Below are 24,517 nucleotides of genomic sequence, written 5' to 3' on the forward strand. Positions count from 1 at the left end.
TCCTCCGGGATCGGTGGGTCCCGACCGAATGGTCAGTGGGACTGGACGAGTGTACCCGCGGCGAGGTCGGCGACCCGCGCGCGCAGGCCCTCCTGACCTCCGTCGCGCAGGGCGGCGACGAGCGCGGAGCCCGTGATGGCGCCCTCGGCGTAGCCGAGCACGTCGGCGACCTGCGCGCCGGTCGAGATGCCGAGGCCGACGCAGCGGGGCAGGTCGAGGCCGAGCGCCGTGCGGCGCGTGTCGAGGCGGTCGGCGAGCGTGCGCGCAGCCGTGTCCATCTCGCCGCGCGCACCCGTGGTGCCCATGGTCGAGACGGTGTAGACGAAGCCGCGCGACGCCTGCAGCACGACGTCGAGGCGCTCGTCCGACGACGACGGGGCCGCGAGGAAGATGCGGTCGAGGTCGTGGTGCTCGGACGCGGCCATCCACTCGGCGCCGTTCTCGGGCACGAGGTCGGGCGTGATGAGCCCTGCTCCCCCGGCCTCCGCGAGGCGGCCGGCGAATCGGTCGACGCCCCAGCGCAGCACGGGGTTCCAGTACGTCATGACGAGCACGGGGATGCTCGTGCGGCGCGTGACCTCGGCGATGGTCTCGAAGGCCTCCTCGATGCGGAAGCCGCGGTCGAGCGTGCCCTGCGTCGCCGCCTGGATCACGGGGCCGTCGAGGCTCGGGTCCGAGTACGGCAGGCCGAGCTCGATGGCGGTGAAGCCGCCCTCGGCGAGCGCGACGCACGCGTCGACGCAGCCCTGCTGGTCGGGGTAGCCGGCCGGCAGGTAGCCGATGAGGGCGCGGCCGTTCGAGGCGTCGATCGCCTGCTGCGTGCGGCTCATGACTGCGTGGCCCCTTCGTCGAGCACGTCGAACCACTTCGCTGCGGTCGCGACGTCCTTGTCGCCGCGACCCGAGAGCGACACGAGCAGCACGGCGTCGGGGCCGAGCTCGCGTGCGAGGCGCATGGCGCCCGCGACGGCGTGCGCCGACTCGATCGCCGGCATGATGCCCTCGAGCCTCGTGAGCTCGCGGAAGGCATCCATGGCCTCGGCGTCGGAGACGGGCTGGTACTCGGCGCGGCCGATGTCGTGCAGCCACGCGTGCTCCGGGCCGACGCCCGGGTAGTCGAGGCCTGCGGAGATCGAGTGAGAGTCGAGCGTCTGGCCGTCGGCGTCCTGCAGCATGTACGACCGCGAGCCGTGGAGCACGCCGGGGCTGCCCTTGCCGATCGTCACGGCGTGCCGCTCGGTCTCGGCGCCGTCGCCGGCCGCCTCGAACCCGATGAGGCGCACGTCGGCGTCGTCGAGGAAGGCGTGGAAGATGCCCATGGCGTTCGAGCCGCCACCGACGCACGCGAGCACGGCATCCGGCAGCCTGCCTGCCTGCTCGAGCATCTGCGCGCGGGCCTCCTCGCCGATCTGGGCGTGGAAGTCGCGCACCATGACCGGGTAGGGGTGCGGGCCCGCGACGGTGCCCATGAGGTAGTGGCTCGTGTCGACGGTGCGCACCCAGTCGCGGAGGCCCTCGTTGATGGCGTCCTTGAGCGTGCGCGCGCCCGTCCTCACGGGCACGACCTCGGCGCCGAGCAGGCGCATGCGGGCGACGTTGAGCGCCTGGCGCTCGGTGTCGACCTCGCCCATGTAGATCGTGCACTCCATGCCGAAGAGCGCGGCGGCCGTCGCGGTGGCGACGCCGTGCTGGCCCGCGCCCGTCTCGGCGACGAGGCGCGTCTTGCCGAGGCGCTGCGCGAGCAACGCCTGGCCGAGCACGTTGTTGATCTTGTGCGAGCCGGTGTGGTTGAGATCCTCGCGCTTGAGGAAGATGCGCGCGCCGCCGACCGACGCCGACAGGCGCGGCGCCTCGGTGAGCAGCGACGGTCGACCCGTGTACTCGCGGCCGAGGCGTGCGAGCTCCTCGCCGAACGCGGGGTCCTGACGGGCCTCCTCGTAGGCGGCGGCGAGCTCGTCGATCGCGGCCATGAGCGGCTCGGGCATGTGGATGCCGCCGAACTCGCCGAAGTCGGGGCCGCGCTCGGCCCGCAGGCTCACGATGCGCTCCGGAACGCCGCGACGCGCGCGGCGGGCTCGCCGTCGCGCACGAGCGTCTCGCCGACGAGCACCGCGTGGGCACCTGCCGCCTTGTACGCCTGCACGTCCCCGACGGACTGCACGCCCGACTCCGCGACGGCGACGACGCCCGCCGGGATGAGCGGACGCAGCTCCGTGAATCGCTCGGGGTGCATCTCGAACGTCTTGAGGTCGCGCGTGTTCACGCCGACGATGCGGGCGCCGACCGCGAGAGCGCGGGCGACCTCGTCGGCGTCGTGCACCTCGACGAGCACCGACAGGCCGAGCTCCTCGGCGAAGCCGTGGAGGTCGGCGAGCGTCGCGTCGTCGAGCGCCGCGACGATGAGCAGCACGAGGTCGGCACCTGCCGCGCGAGCCTCGAGCAGCTGGTAGCGCGTCGAGAGGAAGTCCTTGCGCAGCACGGCGACGTCGACGGCCGCGCGCACGGCACGCAGGTCGTCGAGCGTGCCGAGGAAGCGGCGACCCTCGGTGAGCACCGAGATGACGCTCGCGCCACCCTCGGCGTACGCGGCCGCGAGGGCTGCGGGCTCGGGGATGTCGGCGATGCGACCCTTCGACGGGCTCGCGCGCTTCACCTCGGCGATGACGTGCACGCCGTCGACCGGCTGCGACAGCAGCGCGACGACGTCGATCGGGGTGCGGGAGGCACGCGCGACGGTGTCGAGCTCGTCGTACGGCAGATCGCCACGACGAGCCTCGGCATCCTCGAGCGCCCCAGCGGTGAGGGCGTCGAGCATCAGTGCTCCTTGGGGGTGTACTTCGGTCCGTTGACGCCGTAGCCGGCCTTCGCGAGGCCCCAGCCCACGAGCGCGCCGACGGGCACGAACGCGGCCGAGATCCACACGAGCGCGGGGATGTCGAGCCAGAAGAAGAGCGTGCCGGCCGCGATGGCGACGAGCATGATGATCACGGCCGCCCAGGCGGCAGGCGAGTGGCCCTCGCCAGGCTCGGCGTGCGCTTCGATGGCGGTCTGGTCGCTCACGGTGCTCCTCGAATCCATGGGTTCGGTCAGTCTATCGGTCGTGGGTGCCGCGCTCGTCCGCCCGGCCGCTCGCCGTCGGATCCTCGCCGTCGTCGAGCGCATCCCACGCGAGGCCAGACTCCGCGCGCTCGAAGCGCTGCTGCGCCTGCCTGCGCTGCCAGTGCGGCGCCGTGACGAACGCCCAGACCGCCGAGGCGAGCGCGAGCACGAGGCCCACGACCGCGAGGGCGGGCGCCGCGGTGGTCGTCGATGCAGCGTCGAGCGTCGTGACGCCCGTCGCGGCGCTCGCGGCGTCGGCGATCGTGTCGCCGAGCGTCGCGACGCGCTGCGCGAGGTGCGTCGCGCCGATGCCGACGACCGCGACGCCGAGGATCGCGAGCACGCGAGCGACGATGGGCGACGCGATCGTGAGCGCGAGGCCGAGGGCGCCGAGCGTGAGGGCGACGGGGGCGAGCGCCGGCGCGACCGTCGTGCCGTCGAGCTCGACGGACGGGGCGTCGGCCGGGACGACGGTCGCCCACACGAGCACCGAGCCCGCGAGGATGAGGGCGCCGCCGACGAGGTGCGCGAGCACCGCGACGATGCGACCCCGGGCCCTCATCGCACGATCCTGCGCATCGCGTCCGCTCGCGCCGTCGCCCGCAGCGGCGCGGCGGCCTTGCTGCGCACCTCGGCGTGCTCGGTGGCGGGCACGCTGTCGGCGACGAGGCCGGCGCCCGCCTGCACGTGCGCCATGCCGTCGACGATCGTCACGGTGCGGATCGCGATCGCGAGGTCCGCGTCGCCCGCGAAGTCGAAGTAGCCCACGACGCCGCCGTAGACGCCGCGCTGCGCGGGCTCGAGCGCGTCGATGATCTCGAGCGCGCGCGGCTTCGGTGCCCCCGAGAGCGTGCCCGCCGGGAACGTGGCGCGGAACGCGTCGACCGCGGAGGCGTCGGCGCGCATCCGCCCCTCGACCGTCGAGACGATGTGCATGATGTGGCTGAAGCGCTCGATGACCATGAACTCGGTCACGGCGACCGAGCCCGCCTCGCACACCTTGGCGAGGTCGTTGCGCGCGAGGTCGACGAGCATCACGTGCTCCGACCGCTCCTTCGGGTCGGCGAGCAGGTCGTCGGCGAGGGCGTTGTCGGCCGCCGCGTCGGCGCCGCGCGGTCTCGAGCCGGCGATGGGATGCATCGTCGCGGCACCCTCGTGCAGCGTGACGAGCGCCTCGGGGCTCGAGCCCACGACCTGGTACGGCTTGCCCGAGGCATCCTCGAGCGTCAGCAGGTAGAGGTACGGCGACGGGTTCAGGAGCCGCAGCACGCGGTACACGTCGAGCGGATGCGCGTCGAGCGGCACGTCGAAGCGGCTCGACAGCACGACCTGGAACACGTCGCCGTCGACGATGTGCTCCTTCGCGCGCTCGACCATGGCGGCGAAGCCGTCGGGCGACACGGATGCGGTCGGCTCGGGCTCGACGTCGGCGAGCGGCTCGGCGAGCCATGCGGGCGCGCCGTCGGCGAGGCGCGCCTGCATGTCGTCGAGCTGGCGCTGCGCCCCCGCCCACAGGCGGTCGGCGTCCTCGACGCCGTCGGCGAGCGCCGTCGCGATGAGCAGCGCCGTGCCCGAGCGGTGGTCGAGCACGACGAGCTCGGCGACGAACGACAGGCCGATCGCGGGCACGTCGACCTGGCGCTCCGGCGGGTTCGGCAGGTGCTCGAGCTCGCGCACGGCCTCCCAGCCGATGTGGCCGACGAGGCCGCCCGTGAGGCGCGGCAGGCCGGGGATGCGCGGCGTGCGCCACCGGTCGAGCACGTGCGCGACGGTCTCGAGGGGTGTGCGCCGGGCGTCGTCGCCCAGCAGGCGCTCGATGCTGAGGCCGTGGCTGCGCCACGACACGTCGCCCTCGTCGGCCGTGAGCTGGCCGAACGACGAGACGCCGACGAACGAGAAGCGGTTCCAGACGCCCTGCTCGGCGGACTCGAGCAGGAACGAGCCCGGGCGGTCGACCGCGAGCTTGCGGTAGACGCCGACGGGCGTCTCGGTGTCGGCGAGGATCTCGCGCACGACCGGGATCACGCGGTGCGTCGGCAGCAGCGCGTCGAACGCCTCGCGCGTCGTCGTCGCGGTCACGAGGTCACCTCGATGGGCGTGAAGAAGCACGTGCGGCTTCCCGTGTGGCACGCGGGACCCGTCTGCTGCACGCGCACGAGCAGCGTGTCGGCGTCGCAGTCGATCGCGATCGACACGGGCACCTGGACGTTGCCCGACGTGTCGCCCTTGCGCCAGTACTCCTGGCGCGACCGCGACCAGAACGTCACGCGACCCTCGGTCGACGTGCGGCGCAGCGCCTCGGCGTCCATGTAGCCGACCATGAGCACGTCGCCCGTCGCGTCGTCCTGGATCACCGCGGGCACGAGGCCGTGCTCGTCGGTCTTGAGCTCGGGCAGCGTGGTCATCGCACCGTCTTCCCCGCCGCGCGCATCGCGGCCGTCGTCTCGTCGCTCGAGGGGATCAGCACCGTCATCGCACCGTCTTCCCCGCCGCGCGCATCGCGGCCTTCACGTCGTCGATCGTGCACTGCTGCGAGTGGAAGATGCTCGCGGCGAGCACGGCGTCCGCGCCGGCGTCGACCGCGGGTGCGAAGTGCTCGGGGCCGCCCGCTCCCCCGCTCGCGACGACGGGCACGCCCGTCGCGTCGCGCACGGCGCGGATGAGCTCGAGGTCGAAGCCGGCCTTCGTGCCGTCGGCGTCGATCGAGTTCACGAGCAGCTCGCCAGCACCGCGACGGTCGACCTCGGCAGCCCAGCCGATGGCGTCGATGCCGGTGCGGCGACGGCCGCCGTGCGTCGTGACCTCGAAGCCGCTGGGCGTGTCGGTCGAGCGCAGCACGTCGAGCGACACGACGAGCACCTGCGCGCCGAACGCGGCCGAGATCTCGTCGACGACCTCGGGGCGTGCGATCGCGGCCGAGTTCACGCCGACCTTGTCGGCGCCGTGGGCCAGCAGCCGCGAGACGTCGGCGACCGTGCGCACGCCGCCGCCCACCGTCAGGGGGATGAAGACCTGCTCGGCGCAGCGCTCGACGACCTCGAGGATCGTGTCGGCGCCCTCGACCGTCGCGGTGACGTCGAGGAACGTCAGCTCGTCGGCGCCCTGGCTCGCGTAGCGCGCCGCGAGCTCGACCGGGTCGCCCTGGTCGGCGAGGTCCTGGAAGTTCACGCCCTTCACGACGCGGCCGCCGGCCACGTCGAGGCAGGGGATGACGCGCGTCGTGAGCATCAGACCCTCGCTGCGTGGATGCGCGTGACGATGATCGCCTTCGCGCCTGCGGCCTCGAGGGCATCCATGACGCGGTTCACGTCGTGCGACTCCGTCATGACGCGCACGGCGACCCAGTCGTCGTCGCGCAGCGGCGAGATCGTCGCCGACTCCTTGCCGGGGCACACGCGCACGGCGGCGTCGAGGTCCTCGCGGCGCACGTCGTAGTCGACCATGACGTAGCGGCGAGCCACGAGCACGCCCTCGAGGCGGCGGCGCAGCGTGCGCGCGCCCTCGTGCTCGCCACCCGACGAGATGAGCACGGCCTCCGACGACAGGATCGGGTCGCCGAACGTCTCGAGGCCCTGCTTGCGCAGCGTCGCCCCGGTCTCGACGACGTCGGCGATCGCGTCGGCGACGCCGAGGCGCACGGCCGACTCCACGGCGCCGTCGAGGTGCACGAGCGTCGCGTCGAGGCCTCGGGCGTCGAGCCACGAGCGCACGAGGCCCGTGTAGCTCGAGGCGATGCGCACGCCGGCGAGCTCGTCCTGCGACGAGAACGCGCCGACGGGGCCCGCGAAGCGGAAGGTCGAGCGGCCGAAGCCGAGGCCCTGCACCTCGATGGCGGGCGAGCCCGAGTCGAGCAGCAGGTCGCGGCCCGTGATGCCGACGTCGATGACGCCGGAGCCCACGTACGTCGCGATGTCGCGGGGGCGGAGGTAGAAGAACTCGACGTCGTTCGACGGGTCGGAGACGATGAGCTCCTTGCCGTCGCGGCGGCCGTGGTAGCCGGCCTCCTCGAGCATGCCGGCGGCGGTCTCGGACAGCGCGCCCTTGTTGGGCACGGCGATCTTCAGCATGGCTGGTGGTCTCTCTGGGTCTGCGGGCGAAGGGATGCGAGCGGCAGGCTCAGAGATGTCGGTAGACGTCCTGCAGGGTCAGCCCCTTCGCGAGCATGAGCGTCTGCAGGTGGTACAGCAGCTGCGAGATCTCGAGCGCGGTCTGCTCGTCGCCCTCGTGCTCGGCGGCCATCCACACCTCGGCGGCCTCCTCGACGATCTTCTTGCCGATCGAGTGCACGCCGCCCTCGACGCGCGAGAGCGTGTTGCCCTCGCGACGCTCGGCCACCGCCTGCTCGAGGTCGGCGAACAGGGTGTCGAAGGTCTTCACGATCCCAGGGTATCGGCCGTGGCGAGCACGTCGCGCAGCGCCTGGATGCGCGGAGCCGGGTCGCCGTGCCCGTAGACGGCGCTGCCGGCCACGAACGTGTCGGCGCCGGCCGCTGCCGCCTCGGCGATCGTCGCGGTCGAGATGCCGCCGTCGACCTGCAGCAGCACCTCGACGCCGGCGTCGGCGGCGGCGCGGCGCAGCGTGCCGAGCTTCGGCAGCACCTCGGGCATGAACGACTGGCCGCCGAAGCCGGGCTCGACCGTCATGACCAGCACCATGTCGAACGCGTCGATGCGGTCGGCGAACGGTGCGACGTCGGTGCCGGGCTTGATCGCGACCGACGCGGCGACGCCCGCATCCCGCAGCGTGCGCGCGAGCGCGAACGGGTCGCGGCTCGCCTCGGCGTGGAACGTGACGCTCGTGACGCCCGGCAGCACGTACTGCGGCGCCCAGCGGTCGGCGTCGTCGATCATGAGGTGCACGTCGAGCGGGACGGGCGAGACCTGGCCGATGCGCTCGACGATCGGCAGTCCGAGCGTGAGGTTCGGCACGAAGTGGCCGTCCATGACGTCGACGTGCACGGCGTCGGCCGTCGCGATCGCGTGCAGCTCGCGCTCGAGGTTCGCGAAGTCGGCGGACAGGATGCTCGGGTGGATGCGCACGGACTCGAGGCTATCGAGGCTCGGATGCATCGCCTGCCGCCGCGGGCCGGCGCAGCAGCTGCACGAACATCGCGTCGGTGCCGTTGCGGTGCGGCCACAGCTGCACGGCCGCGCCCGAGCCGCCGAGCGGCGTGCCGGGTGCGACGCGCTCGAGCACCGCGCGGGTGTCGATCGCCTCGGCGCCGTCGGCGATCGCGCCCTGCACGATCGCGCGCGTCTCGGCGAGGTGCGGCGAGCACGTGACGTAGGCGACGATGCCGCCAGGCTTCACGGCACGCATGGCGGCGCGCAGCAGCTCGCCCTGCAGGCGCGCGAGCTCGGGCACGTCGCTCGGCTGCTTGCGCCAGCGCGCCTCGGGACGGCGGCGCAGCGCGCCGAGGCCCGTGCACGGCGCGTCGAGCAGGATGCGGTCGTAGACGCCGTCGCGGTCGCCGTAGCGGCGGCCGTCGCCGACCGACACCTCCACGTCAGGGTCGACGGCGGCGAGCGCCTGGCGCACGAGGCCGGCGCGGGCGGGCACGAGCTCGTTCGCCTCGAGGTGGGCGTCGCCGACGCGCGCCTCGGCCGCGAGCAGGGCGGCCTTGCCGCCGGGGCCGGCGCAGAGGTCGAGCCAGCGCTCCCCCGCCGCGACGGGCGTCGCGCGGGTGAGCGCGAGCGCGGCGAGCTGGCTGCCGGCATCCTGCACGCGGGCACGACCGTCGCGCACCGCGGGGACGCGCCAGGGGTCGCCCGAGGGTGCGAGGCGCCCGACGGGCGACGCCGTGGGCTCGTCGCCGAGCTCCTCGGGCTCCGCGAGGCCGGGCAGCGCGACGAGCTGCACGCGCGGCGCGTCGTTGTCTGCGGCGAGCAGGTCGTCGAGCTCGGCGCCGGCGCCCTCGGCGTCGAGCGAGCGGCGCAGTGCGCGCACGACCCACGTGGGATGCGCGGCGCGCAGCGCGAGCGCGTCGTCGTCGCCCATCGTGCGGGCGATGGCGTCGACCTGGTCGTCGACGGGCGTCGCGGCGACCTTGCGCAGCACGGCGTTGGCGAAGCCGCGACGGCCGCGGTGGTCGCCGAGCAGCTCGATCGACTCGTGCACCGCGGCGTGCGCGGGCACGCGCATGCGGGCGAGCTGGTGCACGGCGACGCGCAGCACCGAGAGCGTCGTCGGGTCGATCTCGTCGATCGGGCGGCCCGCGGCGGCCGACAGGACGGCGTCGAGCTGCCCCTGCCAGCGCAGCGTGCCGTAGGTCAGCTCGGTCGCGAACGCGGCATCCTGCGCGTCGAGGCCCGCCTCGCGGATGCGCGCGGGCAGCAGCAGGTTGGCGTAGGCGTCGTCGACGTCGACGTCGCGCACGACCTCCTGCGCGACGCGACGCGGCGTCGGGCGCTCGTCGATGCGACGACGCTGCGGCGGGCGACCACCGCGCCCGCGCGACTGCTGACGATCAGGCATCGAGCACGACCTCTCCCCCGCGACCGCGCAGCCAGTCGGCTGCCCGCATCGCCTGCTTGCCCGCCGGCTGCACCTCGCCGAGCGCGAGCGCGCCCGTGCCCGTGCCGAGCACGGCATCCTTGCCCACGAGCCGCGCCGTGCCGGCCGGCAGCGGATCGGCGGCGCTGCGCGAGAGCGCGAGCACCTTCACGCGCTCGCCGCCCAGCAGCACGTGCGCGCCGGGCTCGGGCGTCACGCCGCGGAAGCGGTCGAGCACGACGGCGGCGGGCTCGGCGAGCCGCAGCCGTCCGTCGGCGAGCTCGAGCTTCGGTGCGAACGACGGCTCGCCCGTCTGCTCCTCGAACGTGGCCGAGCCATCCGCGATCGCGTCGACGGCATCCACGAGCACGCCGGCGCCGGATGCCGCGAGCTCGGCGAGCAGATCGCCCGCGGTCGCGAGCGGCGGCACCGACGACGCGACCATGCGCACGATCGGGCCGGCGTCGAGCTCGGGCACGAGGCGGAAGACGCTCACGCCCGTGTCGTGCTCGCCCGCGACGAGCGCGCGCTGCACGGGTGCCGCGCCGCGGTAGGCGGGCAGCAGCGAGAAGTGCAGGTTGATCCAGCCGTGCTCGGGCGTCGACAGCAGCGGCTCGCGCACGAGGCCGCCGTAGGCGACGACGACGCCGAGCGACGCGCCGACGGCCGTGATCGCCTCGGTCGCGGCGGCGTCGAGCCGGTTCGCCTCGAGCACGGGCAGGCCCAGGCGCTCGGCGGCGGCGGCGACGGGCGTCGGCGTCAGCACGCGCTTGCGGCCCTGCGGCGACGCGGCGCGCGTGACGACGAGCGCGACCTCGTGCCGACGGCTGAGCGCCTCGAGGCTCGGCACGGCGGCGGCCGGGCTCCCGGCGAAGACGATGCGCATCAGATCCCCTCGAACGGCTCGTGGTCGTCGACGTGCACGCGCACGGGCGCGCCCTTCGCGACGCGCGAGCGCGACTGCGTGGCCGCCCGCACGATCTCGGCGCGCAGGGCGTGCGCCACGTCGACGCCCGCTCCGTAGTCGAAGCGGACGATCGACCGTACCGCGCCGTCGCCCACGTCGACGGGACCCAGCGCATCCGTCGCGCCGATCTCGCCGACGGCGCGCACGACGCGCTCGACCTCGTCGGGGCCGCCGACGACGGAGGCGACGCGCACGGCGGGCGGGAAGCGCAGCGAGCGGCGGTCGGCGAGCTCGGCGGCGGCGAAGCCCGCGGCGTCGCGCGTCGTCATGGCGGCGGCGACGCGGCCGACGGCGCCCGTGAGCACGATCGTCGCGTCGTCGCGCGCGAGCGCACGGGCGCTCGACCAGGCGCGCACGGCGTCCTCGGCGACGCGCAGGCTCTCGCGGGCGAGCAGCCGCTCGCCGTCGAGCAGCAGCACGGCGCGGTATCCGCCGGCCGCGACGGGCTCGGCGCCGCGCGTCGCGACGACGAGGCGCGGCTGGTCGTCAACCTCGAGGCGCTCGTGCTGGCCGTCGGCGACGACGACGGGCACGTTCGGGAACGCGCGGCCCAGCTCGTCGGCCGTGCGCACCGAGCCGCGGCCGAGGTCGGTGAGCCCGCGGCCGCCGCACGACGCGCATGCCCACGCCGCGTGCACGGCACCGCACCACGCGCACGATGGCGAGGCGTCGGCGCGCGCGCGGCGCAGGGGGCCCTGGCAGCGGCGGCAGCGGGCGCGCTCGCCGCAGGTCGAGCACGCGAGCGCCGGCGCATGTCCCGGGCGTGCGACCTGCACGAGCACGGGGCCGTGGGCGATCGCCTCCTTCGCGACCTGGAACGCCATCGCCGGGATGCGGCCCTGCTGCCCCTGCTGCAGCGCCGCCGGCAGCGTGCGCGGCGGGCGGCCGCGCACGACGGCCTCGAGGAAGCCGAGCTCGACGAGGCGCTGCGCCTCGGTCGAGCGCGCGTGCCCCGCGAGCACGAGCGCGCAGCCCGACTGCTGCTGGCGCACGAGCGCGACATCCCTCGTGGTCGCGTACGGCGAGAGCGGCTCGACGTGCAGCGGATCGCCGTCGTCCCACACCGCGAGCAGGCCGAGGTTCGCCGCCGGCGCGTAGACGGCGCTGCGCGGCCCGACGATCGCCACGGGTCCGCCGTCGAGGGCGCGCAGGAAGGCGCGGTACCGGTCGGGGTTCGACTGCCGCGCGTCGAGCTCGACGACGCGGTCGCCGACGACGGCCTCGAGCGCCGCCACCAACTGGCGCTGCTCGCGGTGGTCGGGCACGACGAGGATGGCCTGCTCGCCCCGAGCGAGCGCGTCGCGTGCGAGTCCCGCGAGCTCGACGGCCCAGCGGCCCACCCAGCGCACGTCGTCGCCCTCGCCGACCGCGACGACGCCCGGCTCGGAGCGCAGCGCCACGCGGCCGCGCCGCTCGACGAGATCGGGCAGCACGCTCTCCCCCGCCTCCGGCGGCACCACCGACTCGCGGTCGGCCTTGAGCCAGGCCGTCTCGGGCCTCGCCTGCCTGCCGGGGATCGCGACGCGCAGCACGTCGACCGCCGAGCCCGCGGCACGGTCGGCGACGGCGCGCGCGAGCGCCCACACCTCCGGCTGCAGCACCGGCACGGGCGACAGCATCCGCTCCACGCGGTGCAGCTCGCCGCCGAAGTCGCTCTCGGCGGCGACCTCCACGACGTAGCCGGGCAGCATGCGGCCGCCGAACGGCACGCGCACGCGCACGCCGGGCGTCACGTCGTCGTCGGCGCGGAAGTCGAAGAGACGATCCAGCTGCGGCAGCCGCGACTCGACGACGACGCGGGCGACGCTCATGCCACGCCGGCGGCCTTGCGCAGCGCGTCGACGCGGGGCGTCTGCTCCCACGTGAAGTCGGGCAGCTCTCGACCGAAGTGCCCGTAGGCCGCGGTCTGCGCGTAGATCGGACGGCGCAGGTCGAGGTCGCGGATGATCGCCTCGGGGCGCAGGTCGAACGTGGCGAGGATCGCCTCGGTGAGCGTCGCGTCGTCGACGGTGCCGGTGCCGAACGAGTCGACGTAGAGGCCCACGGGCGTCGCCCGGCCGATCGCGTATGCGACCTGCACCTCGACGCGGCGCGCGAGACCCGCGGCGACGACGTGCTTCGCGACCCAGCGCAGCGCGTACGCCGCCGAGCGGTCGACCTTCGACGGGTCCTTGCCGCTGAAGGCGCCGCCGCCGTGGCGCGACGCGCCGCCGTACGTGTCGACGATGATCTTGCGGCCCGTGAGGCCCGCGTCGCCCTTGGGGCCGCCGACGACGAACGAGCCCGACGGGTTCACGAACGTCGTCATGCCCTCGTGCGGCAGGCCGAGCTGCGCGAGCACCGGGGCGATGACGTGCTGCTCGACGTCGGCGCGCAGCTGCGCCTGGTCGACGTCCTCGGCGTGCTGCGTCGACACGACGACGGCGTCGACGCGCACGGGCTCGTGGTCGACGTACTCGATCGTCACCTGCGTCTTGCCGTCAGGGCGGAGGTACGGGATCGTGCCGTCGCGGCGCACGGCCGTGAGGCGCTCGGCGAGGCGGTGGGCCGCCCACGCCGTCGCAGGCATGAGCGTGGGCGTCTCGTCGGTCGCGTAGCCGAACATGATGCCCTGGTCGCCCGCACCGAGCTGCGACAGCGCATCCGTCTCGCCGCCGCGCGCCTCGAGGCCCGTGTCGACGCCCGTCGCGATCTCGATCGACTGCTCGCCGATCGACACCGTGACGCCGCACGAGTTGCCGTCGAACGACACCTGCGACGAGTCGTAGCCGATGGCGACGATCGTGTCGCGCACGAGCTTCGGGATCTCGACGTAGCCCTCGGTGCGCACCTCGCCCGCCACGTGCACGAGGCCCGTCGTCACGAGCGTCTCGACCGCGACGCGCGACTGCGCGTCCTGGGCGAGCATCGCGTCGAGGATGCGATCCGAGATCTGGTCGCAGATCTTGTCGGGGTGGCCCTCGGTGACGGACTCGGACGTGAACAGCCGGGAGGTCATGCATGCTCCTGCAGGGTGGATCGGACGGAGTCGAGGATGGCGTCGGCCACCGACATCTTGGCGCCGGCGGCGGTCGCGACGACGCCGGAGGGCGCGAGGATCTCGACGGCGGTGTCGACGTCGCCGAAGCCCAGCTGCATGCCCACCTGGTTCAGGACCAGGAGGTCGCAGCCCTTGCGGGCGAGCTTCGCCTGCGCGATGGCGCGGCGGGCGTCGGCGTCGGGCTCGGTCTCGGCGGCGAAGCCCACGACGACGCCGCGCGGGGCGCGCATCGACAGCTCCGCGAGGATGTCGGGGTTCTCGACGAGCTGGAGCGTGGGGTTCGCGCCCCACGCATCCTTCTTGCGCTTGGCGTCGCTCACGTCGGCGACGCGGTAGTCGGCGACGGCGGCGGCCATGATCGTCGCGTGCGCGTCGCGGCTCGCGAGCAGCATGGCGTCGCGCAGCTCGGCGGTCGTCGACACCTCGACGAGGCGCACGCCCGCGGGGGCGGCGACCTGGAGGTTGGCGCCGACGAGCGTCACGTCGGCACCGCGGGCCGCTGCACGCGTCGCCAGGGCGACGCCGTGCGCGCCCGACGAGCGGTTGCCGAGGAAGCGCACGGGGTCGATGGGCTCGCGCGTGCCACCGGCCGAGATCGCGATGCGCATGCCCTCGAGGTCGCGCGTCGGCGCGACGACCGCGTAGGCGGCCTCGATGACGTCGTCGGGCTCGACCATGCGGCCGGGGCCCGAGTCGGTGCCGGTGAGCCGGCCGTCTGCGGGGCCGACGATCGTGACGCCGCGCTCGCGCAGCACGGCGACGTTCGCCTGCGTCGCGGCGTTGCGCCACATCTCGGTGTGCATCGCGGGGGCGACGACGAGCGGCGCCTCGGAGGCGAGGATCGTCGTGCCGAGCAGGTCGTCGGAGATGCCGTGCGCGATGCGCGCGATCGTCGACGCCGTCGCGGGCAGCACGACGATGAGGTCGGCCGACTGGCCGAGCGCCACGTGGCGCACCTCGGCGACGTCGTCGAACAGGTCGGTCGTCACCGGGTTGCGGCTGAGCGCCTCGAACGTCGGGATGCCGACGAACCGCACGGCCGACGCGGTGGGCACGACGTGCACGTCGTGCCCATCCTTGACGAGTCGCCGGATCGCGTGCGCGGCCTTGTAGGCCGCGATCCCGCCGGCGACGCCGACGACGACGCGCACTACGCCGAGGGCTGCGCGGGCTTGAGGAGGAGCTTGTCCTCCTGGATCTCGCGGAGCGCCACCGAGATCGGCTTGTCCTCGAGGGTCGCGTCGACGAGGGGGCCGACGTTGTCGAACATGCTGCCCTCGTGCAGATCCGTGTAGTAGTCGTTGATCTGCCGCGCGCGCTTCGACGCGAAGATCACGAGCTGGTACTTCGAGTCCACCTTCGCGAGCAGGTCGTCGATCGGCGGGTTGATGATGCCCTTGTCGGCCATGGGTCCTCCTCAGGACGAAAAGCTGGTGCGCTCGAGCCTCACGTGGAAGCGGTCCGCGTGAGACCGGCGCAGTGGAACAGTCTAGCGCCCGATGAGGGCCACGACCTCGGCAGCGGCCTCGGCCACGTCGCGATTGATGACGACGGCGTCGAACTCGTCCTGGCTGGCGAGCTCGACCTCGGCGGTCGCGAGGCGGCGCGAGCGCTCCTCCTCGTCCTCCGTGCCGCGGCCGACGAGCCTGCGCACGAGCTCCTCCCACGACGGCGGCGCGAGGAACACGAGCAGCGCCTCCGGCATGCGGTCGCGGATCTGGCGCGCACCCTGCAGGTCGATCTCGAGCAGCACGGAGTCGCCGGTGTCGAGCACCGACTGCACCTGCGCGCGCGGCGTGCCGTAGCGGTGCGAGTTGTGCACCTTCGCCCACTCGAGGAACGCGTCCTCCGACAGGCCCTCGTCGAACTCGGCGTCGGAGACGAACGTGTAGTGCACGCCGTCGATCTCGCCCGGGCGCGGCGCCCTCGTCGTCCACGACACGGAGTGGCGGATCCACGGGTAGTGGTCGCGCACGTGCTGCGCGACCGTGCCCTTGCCCACCGCGGTGGGGCCCGCGAGCACGATGAGGCGTGCGGGTGCCGGGTCGACGTCGAGCCACTCGCGCAGGCGCGTGCGCTGCCGCGAGCCGAGGCCGCCGACGCGCTTGCGCGGCGAGATCTCGAGGCGCTCGAGCACCCGCTCCATGCGGTGCCTCCCGATGCCGGGGATGGCGTCGACGAGCTCGGTGACGCGCAGGCCCGCCTCGACGGAGTCGGGGTGCTCCCACGCGTGCTCCGCGACATGCAGCGCCGAGCGCTCGCGCGCGTGCACCGCGCGCTTGACCTCGGCACGGGCGCGGCGCGCGCGCAGCGCGGCCTCGGCGCCGAGCGCGGGATCGAGCGTCATCGGGCCTCCTCCGTCGCCGCGTCGATCGCGTCGGCGACGCCGTCGCGCGTGCCCGTGACGCTGCGCGACACGTTCGCGAGCACGAGCGTGCCCGCCGGGTAGAGCGTGCGCAGGTCGGCGAGGCGCGCGCCCTGGTGGCCGAAGCCGGGCGCGAGGATCGGCGTGGCCGACGTGAGCGTGACGCCGAAGTCGGCCGCCGTGACGGTCGCGCCCACGACGAGGCCGATCGATCCGGCGCCGTCGGGCGCGTGGTCGACGTTCCAGGCGTCGACGCCGCGGGCGATGGAGGCCGCGACCGACTCCCCCGCCGCGTCGGCGCGCGACTGCAGGCCGGCACCCTCGGGGTTCGACGTCGCGCACAGCACGAAGACGCCCTTCTCGTTGGCCTCGGCGAGCGACAGCGCCGGCTCGAGCGAGCCGAGCCCCAGGTACGGCGACGCCGTGATCGCGTCGACCTCGAGCGGCGCGCCCGGCGTCAGCCACGCCTGCGCGTACGCATCCATCGTCGAGCCCAGGTCGCCGCGCTTCGCGTCGGCGAGCACGAGCAGGCCCTCGGCGCGGGCGACGCGGATGACGTGCTCGAGCGCCGCGAGCCCCGCGGAGCCGTGTCGCTCGTAGAACGCCACCTGCGGCTTCACGACCGCGACGCGTCCAGCGGCCGCCTCGACGACCTCGAGGCCGAACGCCTCGGCACCCGCCGCCGTGTCGGGCAGGCCCCACGCATCCAGCAGATGCGCGTGCGGGTCGATGCCGACGCACACGGGGCCGCGGTCCGCGACCGCCGCGGCGAGGCGGGTGCCGAACGTCATGCCGTCCTCCTGGCGTGGTACTCCTGCAGGCTCGTGACGTCGAACGGCGCGCGCGCCGCCTCGATCGCCGCGACGGCCGCGCCGAGCTGCGACACCGTCGTGAAGAGCGCCTTGTCGGCGCCGACGGTCGCCGCGCGGATCTCGTAGCCGTCGAGACGCGCCGCGGGACCCGTGGGGGTGTTGATGACGATGTCGACCTCGCCGCGGTGGATCGCGCCGACGATCGACGCCTCGACGCCGACCTCGTTGTGCTTCGCGATCGTCTCGACCTCGATGCCGTTGCGGATGAGGATCTCGGCGGTGCCCTCGGTGGCGAGCACGCGGAAGCCGAGCTGCCGCAGGCGGTGGATGGGCAGCACGGCCTGGCGCTTGTCGCGGTCGGACACCGACACGAACACGGTGCCCGACGTCGGCAGCCCGCCGTACGCGGCGACCTGGCTCTTCGCGAACGCGCGCGGGAAGTCGCGGTCGATGCCCATGACCTCGCCCGTCGAGCGCATCTCGGGGCCGAGCAGGCTGTCGACGAGCTCGCCGTCGCGCGTGCGGAAGCGGCGGAACGGCAGCACGGCCTCCTTGACCGCGACCGGCGCATCGAGCGGCAGGCGCGAGCCGTCCTGCTCGGGCAGGAAGCCCTCCGCGAGCAGCTCGGCGATCGTGCGGCCCGCCATCACGAGGGCGTTGGCCTTCGCGATGGGCGAGCCGAGCGCCTTCGCGACGAACGGCACCGTGCGGCTCGCGCGCGGGTTCGCCTCGATGACGTGGAGGCGGCCCGCGGAGATCGCGAACTGCACGTTGATCGGACCGCGCACGTCGAGCCCGCGAGCGATCGCGAGCGTCGCATCCCGCACCTCGTCGATCTGCGAGCGGCCGAGGCCGATGGGCGGCAGCGTGCACGACGAGTCGCCCGAGTGGATGCCCGCCTCCTCGATGTGCTCGAGGATGCCGCCGACGTACAGGTCGGTGCCGTCGAAGATGGCGTCGACGTCGATCTCCACGGCGTCGTCGAGGAAGTGGTCGACGAGCAGCGGCTTGCCGGGACCGATGATGGCCGTGTCGGCCATGCGCTCGAAGTAGCCGTGCAGGCTCTCGCGGTCGTAGACGATCTCCATGCCGCGGCCGCCGAGCACGAACGACGGGCGCACGAGCACGGGGTAGCCGATGCGCTCGGCCGCCTCGAGGGCCGCCTCCTCGGTCGTCGCCGTCGCGTTGCGGGGGGCGACGAGGCCGGCGGCGTCGAGGATCTCCTGGAACAGGCCGCGCTCCTCGGCGCGGTCGATCGCGTCGGGCTGCGTGCCGAGGATCGGGATGCCGGCAGCCTCGAGGCCGCGCGCGAGGCCCAGCGGCGTCTGGCCGCCGAGCTGCACGATGACGCCCACGAGCTCGCCGGAATGCGACTCGGCGTGGATGACCTCGAGCACGTCCTCGAGCGTCAGCGGCTCGAAGTAGAGCCGGTCGCTCGTGTCGTAGTCGGTCGAGACCGTCTCGGGGTTGCAGTTGACCATGATCGTCTCGAACCCGGCGTCGCGCAGCGCGAACGACGCGTGCACGCACGAGTAGTCGAACTCGATGCCCTGGCCGATGCGGTTCGGGCCCGAGCCGAGGATGACGACCTTGCGACGGTCCGACGGGGCGACCTCGGTCTCCTGGTCGTACGACGAGTAGTGGTACGGCGTCTCGGCGGGGAACTCGCCCGCGCACGTGTCGACGGTCTTGAACACGGGGCGCAGGCCGAGCGCCCAGCGCGCCTCGCGCACCTGCTCCTCGTCGAGGCCGCGCAGCTCGCCGATCTGCACGTCGGAGAAGCCGTGCTCCTTCGCGTGGCGCAGGATGTCCTCGTCGAGCTCGGCAGCCTCGCGGATCTCGGCAGCGACCTCCTCGATGAGCACGAGCTGGTCGAGGAACCACGGGTCGATCGCGGTGGCGTCGAACGCCTCCTCGATCGTCGCGCCCGCGCGGATCGCCTGCTGCAGCGTCACGATGCGACCGTCGGTCGGCGTGCGCGACGCCTCGAGCAGCGCAGCCTTGTCGCCGGGCTCGCCCTGCCAGTGGAACGTCGCGCCGCGGCGCTCCTGCGAGCGGAGCGCCTTCTGCAGCGCCTGCGTGTACGTGCGGCCCATGGCCATGGCCTCGCCGACGGACTTCATGGTCGTCGTGAGCGTGGGGTCGGCGGCGGGGAACTTCTCGAACGTGAACCGCGGCACCTTCACGACGACGTAGTCGAGCGTGGGCTCGAACGAGGCCGGCGTCACCTTCGTGATGTCGTTGGGGATCTCGTCGAGGCGGTAGCCGATCGCGAGCTTCGCGGCGATCTTCGCGATCGGGAAGCCCGTCGCCTTCGACGCGAGCGCGCTCGAGCGCGACACGCGCGGGTTCATCTCGATGACGATGACGCGGCCCGTCTTCGGGTCGACGGCGAACTGCACGTTGCAGCCGCCCGTGTCGACGCCGACGGCGCGGATGATGCGGATGCCGATGTCGCGCAGCTCCTGGTACTCACGGTCCGTGAGCGTGAGGGCGGGCGCGACCGTGATCGAGTCGCCCGTGTGGACGCCGACGGGGTCGACGTTCTCGATCGAGCAGATCACGACCGTGTTGTCGGCCGTGTCGCGCATGAGCTCGAGCTCGTACTCCTTCCACCCGAGGATCGACTCCTCGAGCAGCACCTCGCCGATCGTCGACGAGTGGAGGCCGTCGGCGACGATGCGCCGCAGCTCGGGCTCGTCGTGCGCGAAGCCCGAGCCGAGGCCGCCCATCGTGAACGACGGGCGCACGACGACCGGGTAGCCGTACTGGTCGGCGAACGCGATGGCCTCGTCGACGGTCTTCGCGATGACCGACGAGGCGACGTCGCCGCCGATGTCGAGCACGAGCTGCTTGAACAGCTGGCGGTCCTCGGCACGGTGGATCGCGTCGACCTTCGCACCGATGAGCTCGACGCCGTGGCGCTCGAGGATGCCCTGCTCGTGCAGCTCGATCGCGGCGTTGAGCGCCGTCTGGCCGCCGAGCGTCGGCAGGATCGCGTCGGGGCGCTCCTTGACGATGATCGTCTCGAGCACCTCGGGCGTGATGGGCTCGATGTACGTGGCGTCGGCGAAGTCCGGGTCGGTCATGATCGTCGCCGGGTTCGAGTTGACGAGGATGACGCGGATGCCGTCCTCGCGCAGCACGCGACAGGCCTGGGTGCCGGAGTAGTCGAACTCCGCCGCCTGGCCGATGACGATGGGGCCGGAGCCGATCACGAGGACCGACGAGATGTCGTCGCGCTTGGGCATCAGGCGTCCTTCCGCTCGCGCACGAGGGCCGCGAACCGGTCGAAGAGGTACATGGAGTCGTGCGGGCCGGCGGCGGCCTCGGGGTGGTACTGCACGCTGAACGCGGGCAGGTCGAGCGCGCGGAGGCCCTCGACGACCTGGTCGTTGAGCGAGTAGTGGCTCACCTGCACGCGGCCGAACCCGGCGGGGCTCTCGACGATCTCGCCGATGGGCGCGTCGACGGCGAAGCCGTGGTTCTGGCTCGTGATCTCGACGGTGCCGGTGGCGACGTCGAGCACGGGCTGGTTGATGCCGCGGTGGCCGAAGGGCAGCTTGTACGTGCCGAAGCCGAGGGCGCGGCCGAGCAGCTGGTTGCCGAAGCAGATGCCGAAGAAGGGCAGGTTCGCCCGCAGCAGCTCGCGCAGCAGCTCGACGTACTGGTCGGAGGCGGCGGGGTCGCCGGGGCCGTTCGAGTAGAACGCGGCGTCGACGCCGAGCGCGAAGACCTCGTCGGCCGTCACCGAGTGCGGCAGCACCGTGAGGTCGAAGCCCTGGGCCTGCAGGTAGCGCAGCGTGGAGGCCTTGACGCCGAGGTCGAGCACGGCGAGGTGGCCGATGCGCTCCGCCGTCGCGGGCAGCCGGTACGCCTCGGGCGTCGAGACGACGTCGGCGAGGCGCTGGCCAGCCATCTGCGGGCTCTGCAGCACCTGGTCGAGCATCTCGGCCTCGGTGCCCACGGCGTCGCCCGAGAAGATGCCGGCGCGCATGCTGCCCGCATCCCGCAGTCGGCGCGTGAGCGCACGCGTGTCGATCCCCTGGATGCCGACGATGCCGTCGCGCTCGAGGCGCGCGTCGAGCGACTCGGTCGCGCGCCAGCTCGACACGACGCGGCTCGCCTGGCGCACGGCGTAGCCGGCGACCCAGATGCGACGCGACTCGGGGTCCTCGTCGTTGACGCCGGTGTTGCCGATCTGCGGTGCGGTCTGCACGACGATCTGGCCCGCGTACGACGGGTCGGTGATGGTCTCCTGGTAGCCGGTCATGCCGGTGGCGAAGACGGCCTCGCCGAGCGTGCGGCCGGTGGCGCCGTAGGCGCGGCCGCGGTAGATCGTGCCGTCCTCCAGCACGAGGTGGGCGATGGTCATGCTGCTGCTCCTGAGGCGGTCGGGTGCGGCTGGATGTCTTGGATGGCGGCGAGCACGGGCTCGTCGCGCTCCGTGACGCGAAGGTAGGTGTCGAGCTCGCGGTCGCCGAGGCGCCACGTGATGCGGATGAGGCCGCCGGGCTCGACGACGCGGTCGATCGTCCACGTGGCGCGCTCGACGCCGAGGATGTCGGCGACGGGCACGAGCACGGCGGTGCCGGGCAGGTCGAGCACGACGCCCGATGGTCCGACGGCGATGCGCCCGCGGGCGCGGAAGCCGAGGCCGTGCACGGCGACGCGGTCGTACGGGTCGCCCGCCGTCGTCGTGGCGACGTACAGGATGGGCGCGTCGAGCACGGCCTTGAAGCCGTCGGGCGCCTGCGGCGCGACGAGGTCGCGGTGGCGGCGGCGACGCGCGAGCCAGCCGAGGACGCCTGCGCCGAGGAGCACGGCGACGAGCACCGCGCTCAGCAGGATGAAGGTCTCGTAGCTCATGCGACGACTCCATCCAACACCGTCTGGCGGCCCCGGTAGATCGTGTGCACGACGCGGCCGGGCAGCGAGTGGCCGAGGAACGGCGAGTTCGTCGAGCGGCCGTGCAGGTGCTCGGTGCCGATGGGCGCGCGGCCGGCGGGGTCGACGAGCGCGACGTGCGCGGGCGCGCCGACCTCGAGGGCGCCGCCGAAGCCGTCGAGGCGGCCGATCTGCGCGGGCGTGGAGGCCATGACGCGGGCGACGCCCGCCCAGTCGAGCAGGCCCGTCTCGACCATCGACTCCTGCACGACGGCGAGGGCCGTCTCGAGCCCGACCATGCCCATCGCCGCATCCGCCCACGCCGCCTGCTTCGTCTCGATGGGGTGCGGGGCGTGGTCGGTCGCGACGACGTCGATCGTGCCGTCGGCGAGCGCGGCGCGCAGCGCGTCGACGTCGGTCGCGGCGCGCAGCGGCGGGTTGACCTTGAAGCGCGCGTCGTAGCCGCGCACCTCCTCCTCGGTGAGGATGAGGTGGTGCGGCGTGACCTCGGCCGTGACGCGGATGCCGCGGGCCTTCGCCCAGCGCAGCACGTCGACGGTCTCGGCGGTCGAGACGTGGCACACGTGCAGTCGGGCGCCGGTCGCCTCGGCGAGCAGCACGTCGCGCGCGACGATCGCCGACTCGGCGACGGAGGGCCAACCGCCGAGGCCGAGCTCGCCTGCGAGGGGCGACTCGTGCATCTGCGCGCCGACCGTGAGCGACGGCTCCTGCGCGTGCTGCGCGATGACGCCGTCGAACGGCGCGACGTACTCGAGCGCGCGGCGCATGAGCTGCGCGTCGTGCACGCAGTGGCCGTCGTCCGAGAAGACGCGCACCTGCGCGGCCGAGCGGGCCATCATGCCGAGGTCGGCGAGCCGCTTCCCCTCGAGGCCCACGGTCACGGCACCGATGGGCTGCACGTGCGCGAGTCCCGCGCGGCGGCCGAGCTCGGCGACCTGCTCCACGACCGCGACGGTGTCGGCGGCGGGCTTCGTGTTCGCCATGGCGAAGACGGCGGCGTAGCCGCCTGCAGCTGCGGCGCGCACGCCGGTCGCGACGGTCTCGGCCTGCTCGAAGCCCGGCTCGCGCAGATGCGTGTGCAGGTCGACGAGGCCCGGCAGGGCGACGAGGCCGTCGGCGTCGAGCACCGTGGCGTCGGCCGCGGCGGATGCCGTGCCGATGGCCGTGATCGTGCCGTCGACGATCGTGAGGTCTGCGGCGTCGCCGCCGAGGATGCGCGCACCGCGCACGACGAGGGTCGTCACGAGTCGGTCCTTCCTGCCAGGAGTCGGTAGAGCACGGCCATGCGCACCGAGACGCCTGCGCGCACCTGCTCGAGCACGAGCGAGGCCGCGGCGTCGGCGGCGACCGACGAGATCTCGAGGCCGCGGTTCATGGGGCCGGGGTGCATGACGAGGGTGTCGCCGCCGAGGCGCGCGAAGCGCTCGGGCGTGAGCGACCAGCCGCCGATGTACTCGCCGGCGCTCGGCACGAACGCGCCCGTCTGCCGCTCGAGCTGCACGCGCAGCATCATGAGCGCATCCGGTCGGCTGTCGACGACCTCGTCGAAGTCGGTCGTGTGCGACGCGGCCCACGTGCCGATGCCGGGCGGCAGCATCGACGGCGGGCCGACGATCGTCACCTCGGCGCCGAGCGCGGGCAGCAGCAACGCGTTCGATCGTGCGACGCGGCTGTGCAGCACGTCACCGGCGATCGCGACGCGCACGCCGTCGAGGCCCTTGCCGCGCGACGCGTCGCCGTGGATGCGGCGGCGCAGGGCGAACGCATCCAGCAGCGCCTGCGTGGGGTGCTCGTGCGTGCCGTCGCCGGCGTTGACGACGATCTGCGGGATCCAGGAGGCGACGAGGTTCGGCGCGCCCGACGAGCCGTGGCGCATGACGATGCCGTCGACGCCCATGGCCGAGATCGTCGTGACGGTGTCGCGCAGGTCCTCGCCCTTCGAGACGCTCGAGCCCTTGCCCGAGACGTTGATGACGTCGGCCGAGAGCCACTTGCCTGCGATCTCGAACGACGAGCGCGTGCGCGTCGAGTCCTCGAAGAAGAGGTTCACGACCGTGCGGCCGCGCAGCGCGGGCAGCTTCTTCTGGTCGCGGTCGTGGATCTGGTCCATGTCCTCGGCGATGTCGAGCAGCTCGATCGCCTCGTCGCGCGTGAGCGCGGCGGTGAGCAGGTTCCTCATCGGGCGCTGCCCTCCTGGATCGTCACGGCATCCTGCCCGTCGACCTCGGCGAGCAGGATCGAGACGTGCTCGCTCGCGGCGCTCGGCAGGTTCTTCCCGACGTAGTCGGCGCGGATGGGCAGCTGGCGGTGGCCGCGGTCGACGAGCACCGCGAGGCGCACGGCCGCGGGGCGCCCGAGGTCGGTGAGCGCGTCGAGCGCTGCCCGGATGGTGCGGCCCGAGTAGAGCACGTCGTCGACGAGCACCACGGTCTGGCCGTCGATGCCGGAGGCGGGGATGCGCGTCGGCTGCGTCGGACGCGTGCCGGTGCGGGCGAGGTCGTCGCGGTGCATCGTCACGTCGAGCGTGCCGGTGCGGCCCGTGAAGTCGGTGCCGGTGATCTCGCCGAGCCTGGCGGCGATGCGCTCCGCGAGGAGGGCGCCGCGGGTCGGGATCCCGAGGATGACGAGGGACTCCGGGCCGCGATTGGCCTCGAGGATCTCGTGGGCGATGCGCGTGAGCGCGCGGGCGATGTCCGCCTCCTGCAGCACGGTGCGCGCAGGCATGCAGACCCCCTTCCTGCCTCTCTGGGCGTCACTCGCCGCCTCGCAGGACGGCTGATGAAGGATGTCGGTGCCCCAACCCTATCGAACGCCGCGTGCCGCGGCCGACGCGGC

25 protein-coding genes are annotated in these 24,517 nt (G+C 73.6%); all 25 read right to left on the reverse strand.

Going from position 1 to position 24,517, the window contains the following annotated elements; genetic code table 11:
- Positions 1-32 precede the first annotated feature (32 nt).
- Positions 33-830, reverse strand: coding sequence for a tryptophan synthase subunit alpha (gene trpA, locus BLQ67_RS00220; RefSeq protein WP_092501451.1), 798 nt, complete (start codon positions 828-830; stop codon positions 33-35).
- Positions 827-2,038 carry a tryptophan synthase subunit beta gene (gene trpB / locus BLQ67_RS00225; RefSeq protein ID WP_092501452.1) on the reverse strand — a complete coding sequence of 404 codons (1,212 nt, stop codon included), beginning with the start codon at positions 2,036-2,038 and terminating at the stop codon, positions 827-829. Before trpB ends, trpA begins: the two co-directional genes overlap by 4 nt.
- A complete protein-coding gene (gene trpC, locus BLQ67_RS00230; RefSeq protein ID WP_092501453.1) occupies positions 2,035-2,814 on the reverse strand; it encodes an indole-3-glycerol phosphate synthase TrpC in 780 nt (259 codons plus the stop codon). Before trpC ends, trpB begins: the two co-directional genes overlap by 4 nt.
- Entirely contained in the window at positions 2,814-3,059 is a 246-nt protein-coding gene (locus tag BLQ67_RS00235; protein WP_231945105.1) for a DUF6704 family protein, read from the reverse strand. The genes trpC and BLQ67_RS00235 overlap by 1 nt, the downstream gene beginning before the upstream one ends.
- 31 nt (positions 3,060-3,090) lie before the next feature.
- On the reverse strand, positions 3,091-3,660 hold the full coding sequence (locus BLQ67_RS00240) for a Trp biosynthesis-associated membrane protein (RefSeq protein ID WP_092501455.1): 570 nt from the start codon (positions 3,658-3,660) through the stop codon (positions 3,091-3,093).
- A complete protein-coding gene (locus tag BLQ67_RS00245; protein WP_092501456.1) occupies positions 3,657-5,177 on the reverse strand; it encodes a chorismate-binding protein in 1,521 nt (506 codons plus the stop codon). Before BLQ67_RS00245 ends, BLQ67_RS00240 begins: the two co-directional genes overlap by 4 nt.
- Positions 5,174-5,503 (reverse strand): phosphoribosyl-AMP cyclohydrolase, encoded by a 330-nt coding sequence (gene hisI / locus BLQ67_RS00250; RefSeq protein WP_092501457.1) that lies wholly within the window; start codon positions 5,501-5,503, stop codon positions 5,174-5,176. Before hisI ends, BLQ67_RS00245 begins: the two co-directional genes overlap by 4 nt.
- Positions 5,504-5,567: 64 nt before the next feature.
- Positions 5,568-6,329 (reverse strand): imidazole glycerol phosphate synthase subunit HisF, encoded by a 762-nt coding sequence (gene hisF, locus BLQ67_RS00255; RefSeq protein ID WP_092506686.1) that lies wholly within the window; start codon positions 6,327-6,329, stop codon positions 5,568-5,570.
- The gene (hisG, locus tag BLQ67_RS00260; protein ID WP_092501458.1) at positions 6,326-7,165 is read right to left on the reverse strand and encodes an ATP phosphoribosyltransferase; all 840 of its coding nucleotides are present in this window, start codon (positions 7,163-7,165) and stop codon (positions 6,326-6,328) included. The genes hisF and hisG overlap by 4 nt, the downstream gene beginning before the upstream one ends.
- 49 nt (positions 7,166-7,214) lie before the next feature.
- Positions 7,215-7,475, reverse strand: a complete 261-nt coding sequence (locus BLQ67_RS00265; protein WP_092501459.1) for a phosphoribosyl-ATP diphosphatase — start codon at positions 7,473-7,475, stop codon at positions 7,215-7,217.
- Positions 7,472-8,167 carry a ribulose-phosphate 3-epimerase gene (gene rpe / locus BLQ67_RS00270; RefSeq protein WP_092501460.1) on the reverse strand — a complete coding sequence of 232 codons (696 nt, stop codon included), beginning with the start codon at positions 8,165-8,167 and terminating at the stop codon, positions 7,472-7,474. Before rpe ends, BLQ67_RS00265 begins: the two co-directional genes overlap by 4 nt.
- The gene (locus BLQ67_RS00275) at positions 8,148-9,572 is read right to left on the reverse strand and encodes an RsmB/NOP family class I SAM-dependent RNA methyltransferase (RefSeq protein ID WP_092501461.1); all 1,425 of its coding nucleotides are present in this window, start codon (positions 9,570-9,572) and stop codon (positions 8,148-8,150) included. The genes rpe and BLQ67_RS00275 overlap by 20 nt, the downstream gene beginning before the upstream one ends.
- Positions 9,565-10,476 (reverse strand): methionyl-tRNA formyltransferase, encoded by a 912-nt coding sequence (locus BLQ67_RS00280; RefSeq protein WP_092501462.1) that lies wholly within the window; start codon positions 10,474-10,476, stop codon positions 9,565-9,567. The genes BLQ67_RS00275 and BLQ67_RS00280 overlap by 8 nt, the downstream gene beginning before the upstream one ends.
- Positions 10,476-12,368, reverse strand: a complete 1,893-nt coding sequence (locus BLQ67_RS00285; protein WP_092501463.1) for a primosomal protein N' family DNA-binding protein — start codon at positions 12,366-12,368, stop codon at positions 10,476-10,478. The genes BLQ67_RS00280 and BLQ67_RS00285 overlap by 1 nt, the downstream gene beginning before the upstream one ends.
- Positions 12,365-13,555: a methionine adenosyltransferase gene (gene metK, locus BLQ67_RS00290; RefSeq protein WP_092501464.1), complete on the reverse strand. Its 1,191-nt coding sequence runs from the start codon at positions 13,553-13,555 to the stop codon at positions 12,365-12,367. Before metK ends, BLQ67_RS00285 begins: the two co-directional genes overlap by 4 nt.
- Positions 13,552-14,748 (reverse strand): bifunctional phosphopantothenoylcysteine decarboxylase/phosphopantothenate--cysteine ligase CoaBC, encoded by a 1,197-nt coding sequence (gene coaBC / locus BLQ67_RS00295; protein WP_092501465.1) that lies wholly within the window; start codon positions 14,746-14,748, stop codon positions 13,552-13,554. The genes metK and coaBC overlap by 4 nt, the downstream gene beginning before the upstream one ends.
- The gene (gene rpoZ / locus BLQ67_RS00300) at positions 14,748-15,005 is read right to left on the reverse strand and encodes a DNA-directed RNA polymerase subunit omega (protein ID WP_092501466.1); all 258 of its coding nucleotides are present in this window, start codon (positions 15,003-15,005) and stop codon (positions 14,748-14,750) included. The genes coaBC and rpoZ overlap by 1 nt, the downstream gene beginning before the upstream one ends.
- Before the next feature lie 81 nt (positions 15,006-15,086).
- Positions 15,087-15,944, reverse strand: coding sequence for a guanylate kinase (gene gmk, locus BLQ67_RS00305; protein WP_092501467.1), 858 nt, complete (start codon positions 15,942-15,944; stop codon positions 15,087-15,089).
- The gene (gene pyrF, locus BLQ67_RS00310) at positions 15,941-16,753 is read right to left on the reverse strand and encodes an orotidine-5'-phosphate decarboxylase (protein ID WP_092501468.1); all 813 of its coding nucleotides are present in this window, start codon (positions 16,751-16,753) and stop codon (positions 15,941-15,943) included. Before pyrF ends, gmk begins: the two co-directional genes overlap by 4 nt.
- Complete coding sequence (gene carB, locus BLQ67_RS00315; RefSeq protein ID WP_092501469.1) at positions 16,750-20,025, reverse strand: carbamoyl-phosphate synthase large subunit; 3,276 nt, start codon at positions 20,023-20,025, stop codon at positions 16,750-16,752. The genes pyrF and carB overlap by 4 nt, the downstream gene beginning before the upstream one ends.
- Positions 20,025-21,149 carry a glutamine-hydrolyzing carbamoyl-phosphate synthase small subunit gene (gene carA, locus BLQ67_RS00320; RefSeq protein ID WP_092501470.1) on the reverse strand — a complete coding sequence of 375 codons (1,125 nt, stop codon included), beginning with the start codon at positions 21,147-21,149 and terminating at the stop codon, positions 20,025-20,027. Before carA ends, carB begins: the two co-directional genes overlap by 1 nt.
- Positions 21,146-21,643 (reverse strand): PH-like domain-containing protein, encoded by a 498-nt coding sequence (locus BLQ67_RS00325; RefSeq protein ID WP_092501471.1) that lies wholly within the window; start codon positions 21,641-21,643, stop codon positions 21,146-21,148. Before BLQ67_RS00325 ends, carA begins: the two co-directional genes overlap by 4 nt.
- On the reverse strand, positions 21,640-22,926 hold the full coding sequence (locus BLQ67_RS00330) for a dihydroorotase (RefSeq protein ID WP_092501472.1): 1,287 nt from the start codon (positions 22,924-22,926) through the stop codon (positions 21,640-21,642). The genes BLQ67_RS00325 and BLQ67_RS00330 overlap by 4 nt, the downstream gene beginning before the upstream one ends.
- Positions 22,923-23,861 (reverse strand): aspartate carbamoyltransferase catalytic subunit, encoded by a 939-nt coding sequence (locus BLQ67_RS00335; RefSeq protein WP_092501473.1) that lies wholly within the window; start codon positions 23,859-23,861, stop codon positions 22,923-22,925. The genes BLQ67_RS00330 and BLQ67_RS00335 overlap by 4 nt, the downstream gene beginning before the upstream one ends.
- Entirely contained in the window at positions 23,858-24,406 is a 549-nt protein-coding gene (gene pyrR, locus BLQ67_RS00340) for a bifunctional pyr operon transcriptional regulator/uracil phosphoribosyltransferase PyrR (protein WP_092501474.1), read from the reverse strand. The genes BLQ67_RS00335 and pyrR overlap by 4 nt, the downstream gene beginning before the upstream one ends.
- Positions 24,407-24,517 lie beyond the last annotated feature (111 nt).

It is taken from the genome of Agrococcus jejuensis, assembly GCF_900099705.1.
GTDB classification, from domain to species: Bacteria; Actinomycetota; Actinomycetes; order Actinomycetales; family Microbacteriaceae; genus Agrococcus; species Agrococcus jejuensis.

What these genes read in the sequence shown, in the direction of transcription:
- carA (WP_092501470.1), bottom strand. Translation starts at nt 21,149, where the DNA reads ATGACCATCGCCCACCTCGTGCTGGAGGACGGCACGATCTACCGCGGC.
- rpe (WP_092501460.1), bottom strand. Translation starts at nt 8,167, where the DNA reads ATGCATCCGAGCCTCGATAGCCTCGAGTCCGTGCGCATCCACCCGAGC.
- BLQ67_RS00275 (WP_092501461.1), bottom strand. Translation starts at nt 9,572, where the DNA reads ATGCCTGATCGTCAGCAGTCGCGCGGGCGCGGTGGTCGCCCGCCGCAG.
- rpoZ (WP_092501466.1), bottom strand. Translation starts at nt 15,005, where the DNA reads ATGGCCGACAAGGGCATCATCAACCCGCCGATCGACGACCTGCTCGCG.
- trpC (WP_092501453.1), bottom strand. Translation starts at nt 2,814, where the DNA reads ATGCTCGACGCCCTCACCGCTGGGGCGCTCGAGGATGCCGAGGCTCGT.
- BLQ67_RS00240 (WP_092501455.1), bottom strand. Translation starts at nt 3,660, where the DNA reads ATGAGGGCCCGGGGTCGCATCGTCGCGGTGCTCGCGCACCTCGTCGGC.
- hisG (WP_092501458.1), bottom strand. Translation starts at nt 7,165, where the DNA reads ATGCTGAAGATCGCCGTGCCCAACAAGGGCGCGCTGTCCGAGACCGCC.
- trpA (WP_092501451.1), bottom strand. Translation starts at nt 830, where the DNA reads ATGAGCCGCACGCAGCAGGCGATCGACGCCTCGAACGGCCGCGCCCTC.
- BLQ67_RS00325 (WP_092501471.1), bottom strand. Translation starts at nt 21,643, where the DNA reads ATGAGCTACGAGACCTTCATCCTGCTGAGCGCGGTGCTCGTCGCCGTG.
- BLQ67_RS00280 (WP_092501462.1), bottom strand. Translation starts at nt 10,476, where the DNA reads ATGCGCATCGTCTTCGCCGGGAGCCCGGCCGCCGCCGTGCCGAGCCTC.
- pyrR (WP_092501474.1), bottom strand. Translation starts at nt 24,406, where the DNA reads ATGCCTGCGCGCACCGTGCTGCAGGAGGCGGACATCGCCCGCGCGCTC.
- BLQ67_RS00285 (WP_092501463.1), bottom strand. Translation starts at nt 12,368, where the DNA reads ATGAGCGTCGCCCGCGTCGTCGTCGAGTCGCGGCTGCCGCAGCTGGAT.
- hisI (WP_092501457.1), bottom strand. Translation starts at nt 5,503, where the DNA reads ATGACCACGCTGCCCGAGCTCAAGACCGACGAGCACGGCCTCGTGCCC.
- carB (WP_092501469.1), bottom strand. Translation starts at nt 20,025, where the DNA reads ATGCCCAAGCGCGACGACATCTCGTCGGTCCTCGTGATCGGCTCCGGC.
- BLQ67_RS00335 (WP_092501473.1), bottom strand. Translation starts at nt 23,861, where the DNA reads ATGAGGAACCTGCTCACCGCCGCGCTCACGCGCGACGAGGCGATCGAG.
- pyrF (WP_092501468.1), bottom strand. Translation starts at nt 16,753, where the DNA reads ATGACGTTCGGCACCCGCCTCGCCGCGGCGGTCGCGGACCGCGGCCCC.
- gmk (WP_092501467.1), bottom strand. Translation starts at nt 15,944, where the DNA reads ATGACGCTCGATCCCGCGCTCGGCGCCGAGGCCGCGCTGCGCGCGCGC.
- metK (WP_092501464.1), bottom strand. Translation starts at nt 13,555, where the DNA reads ATGACCTCCCGGCTGTTCACGTCCGAGTCCGTCACCGAGGGCCACCCC.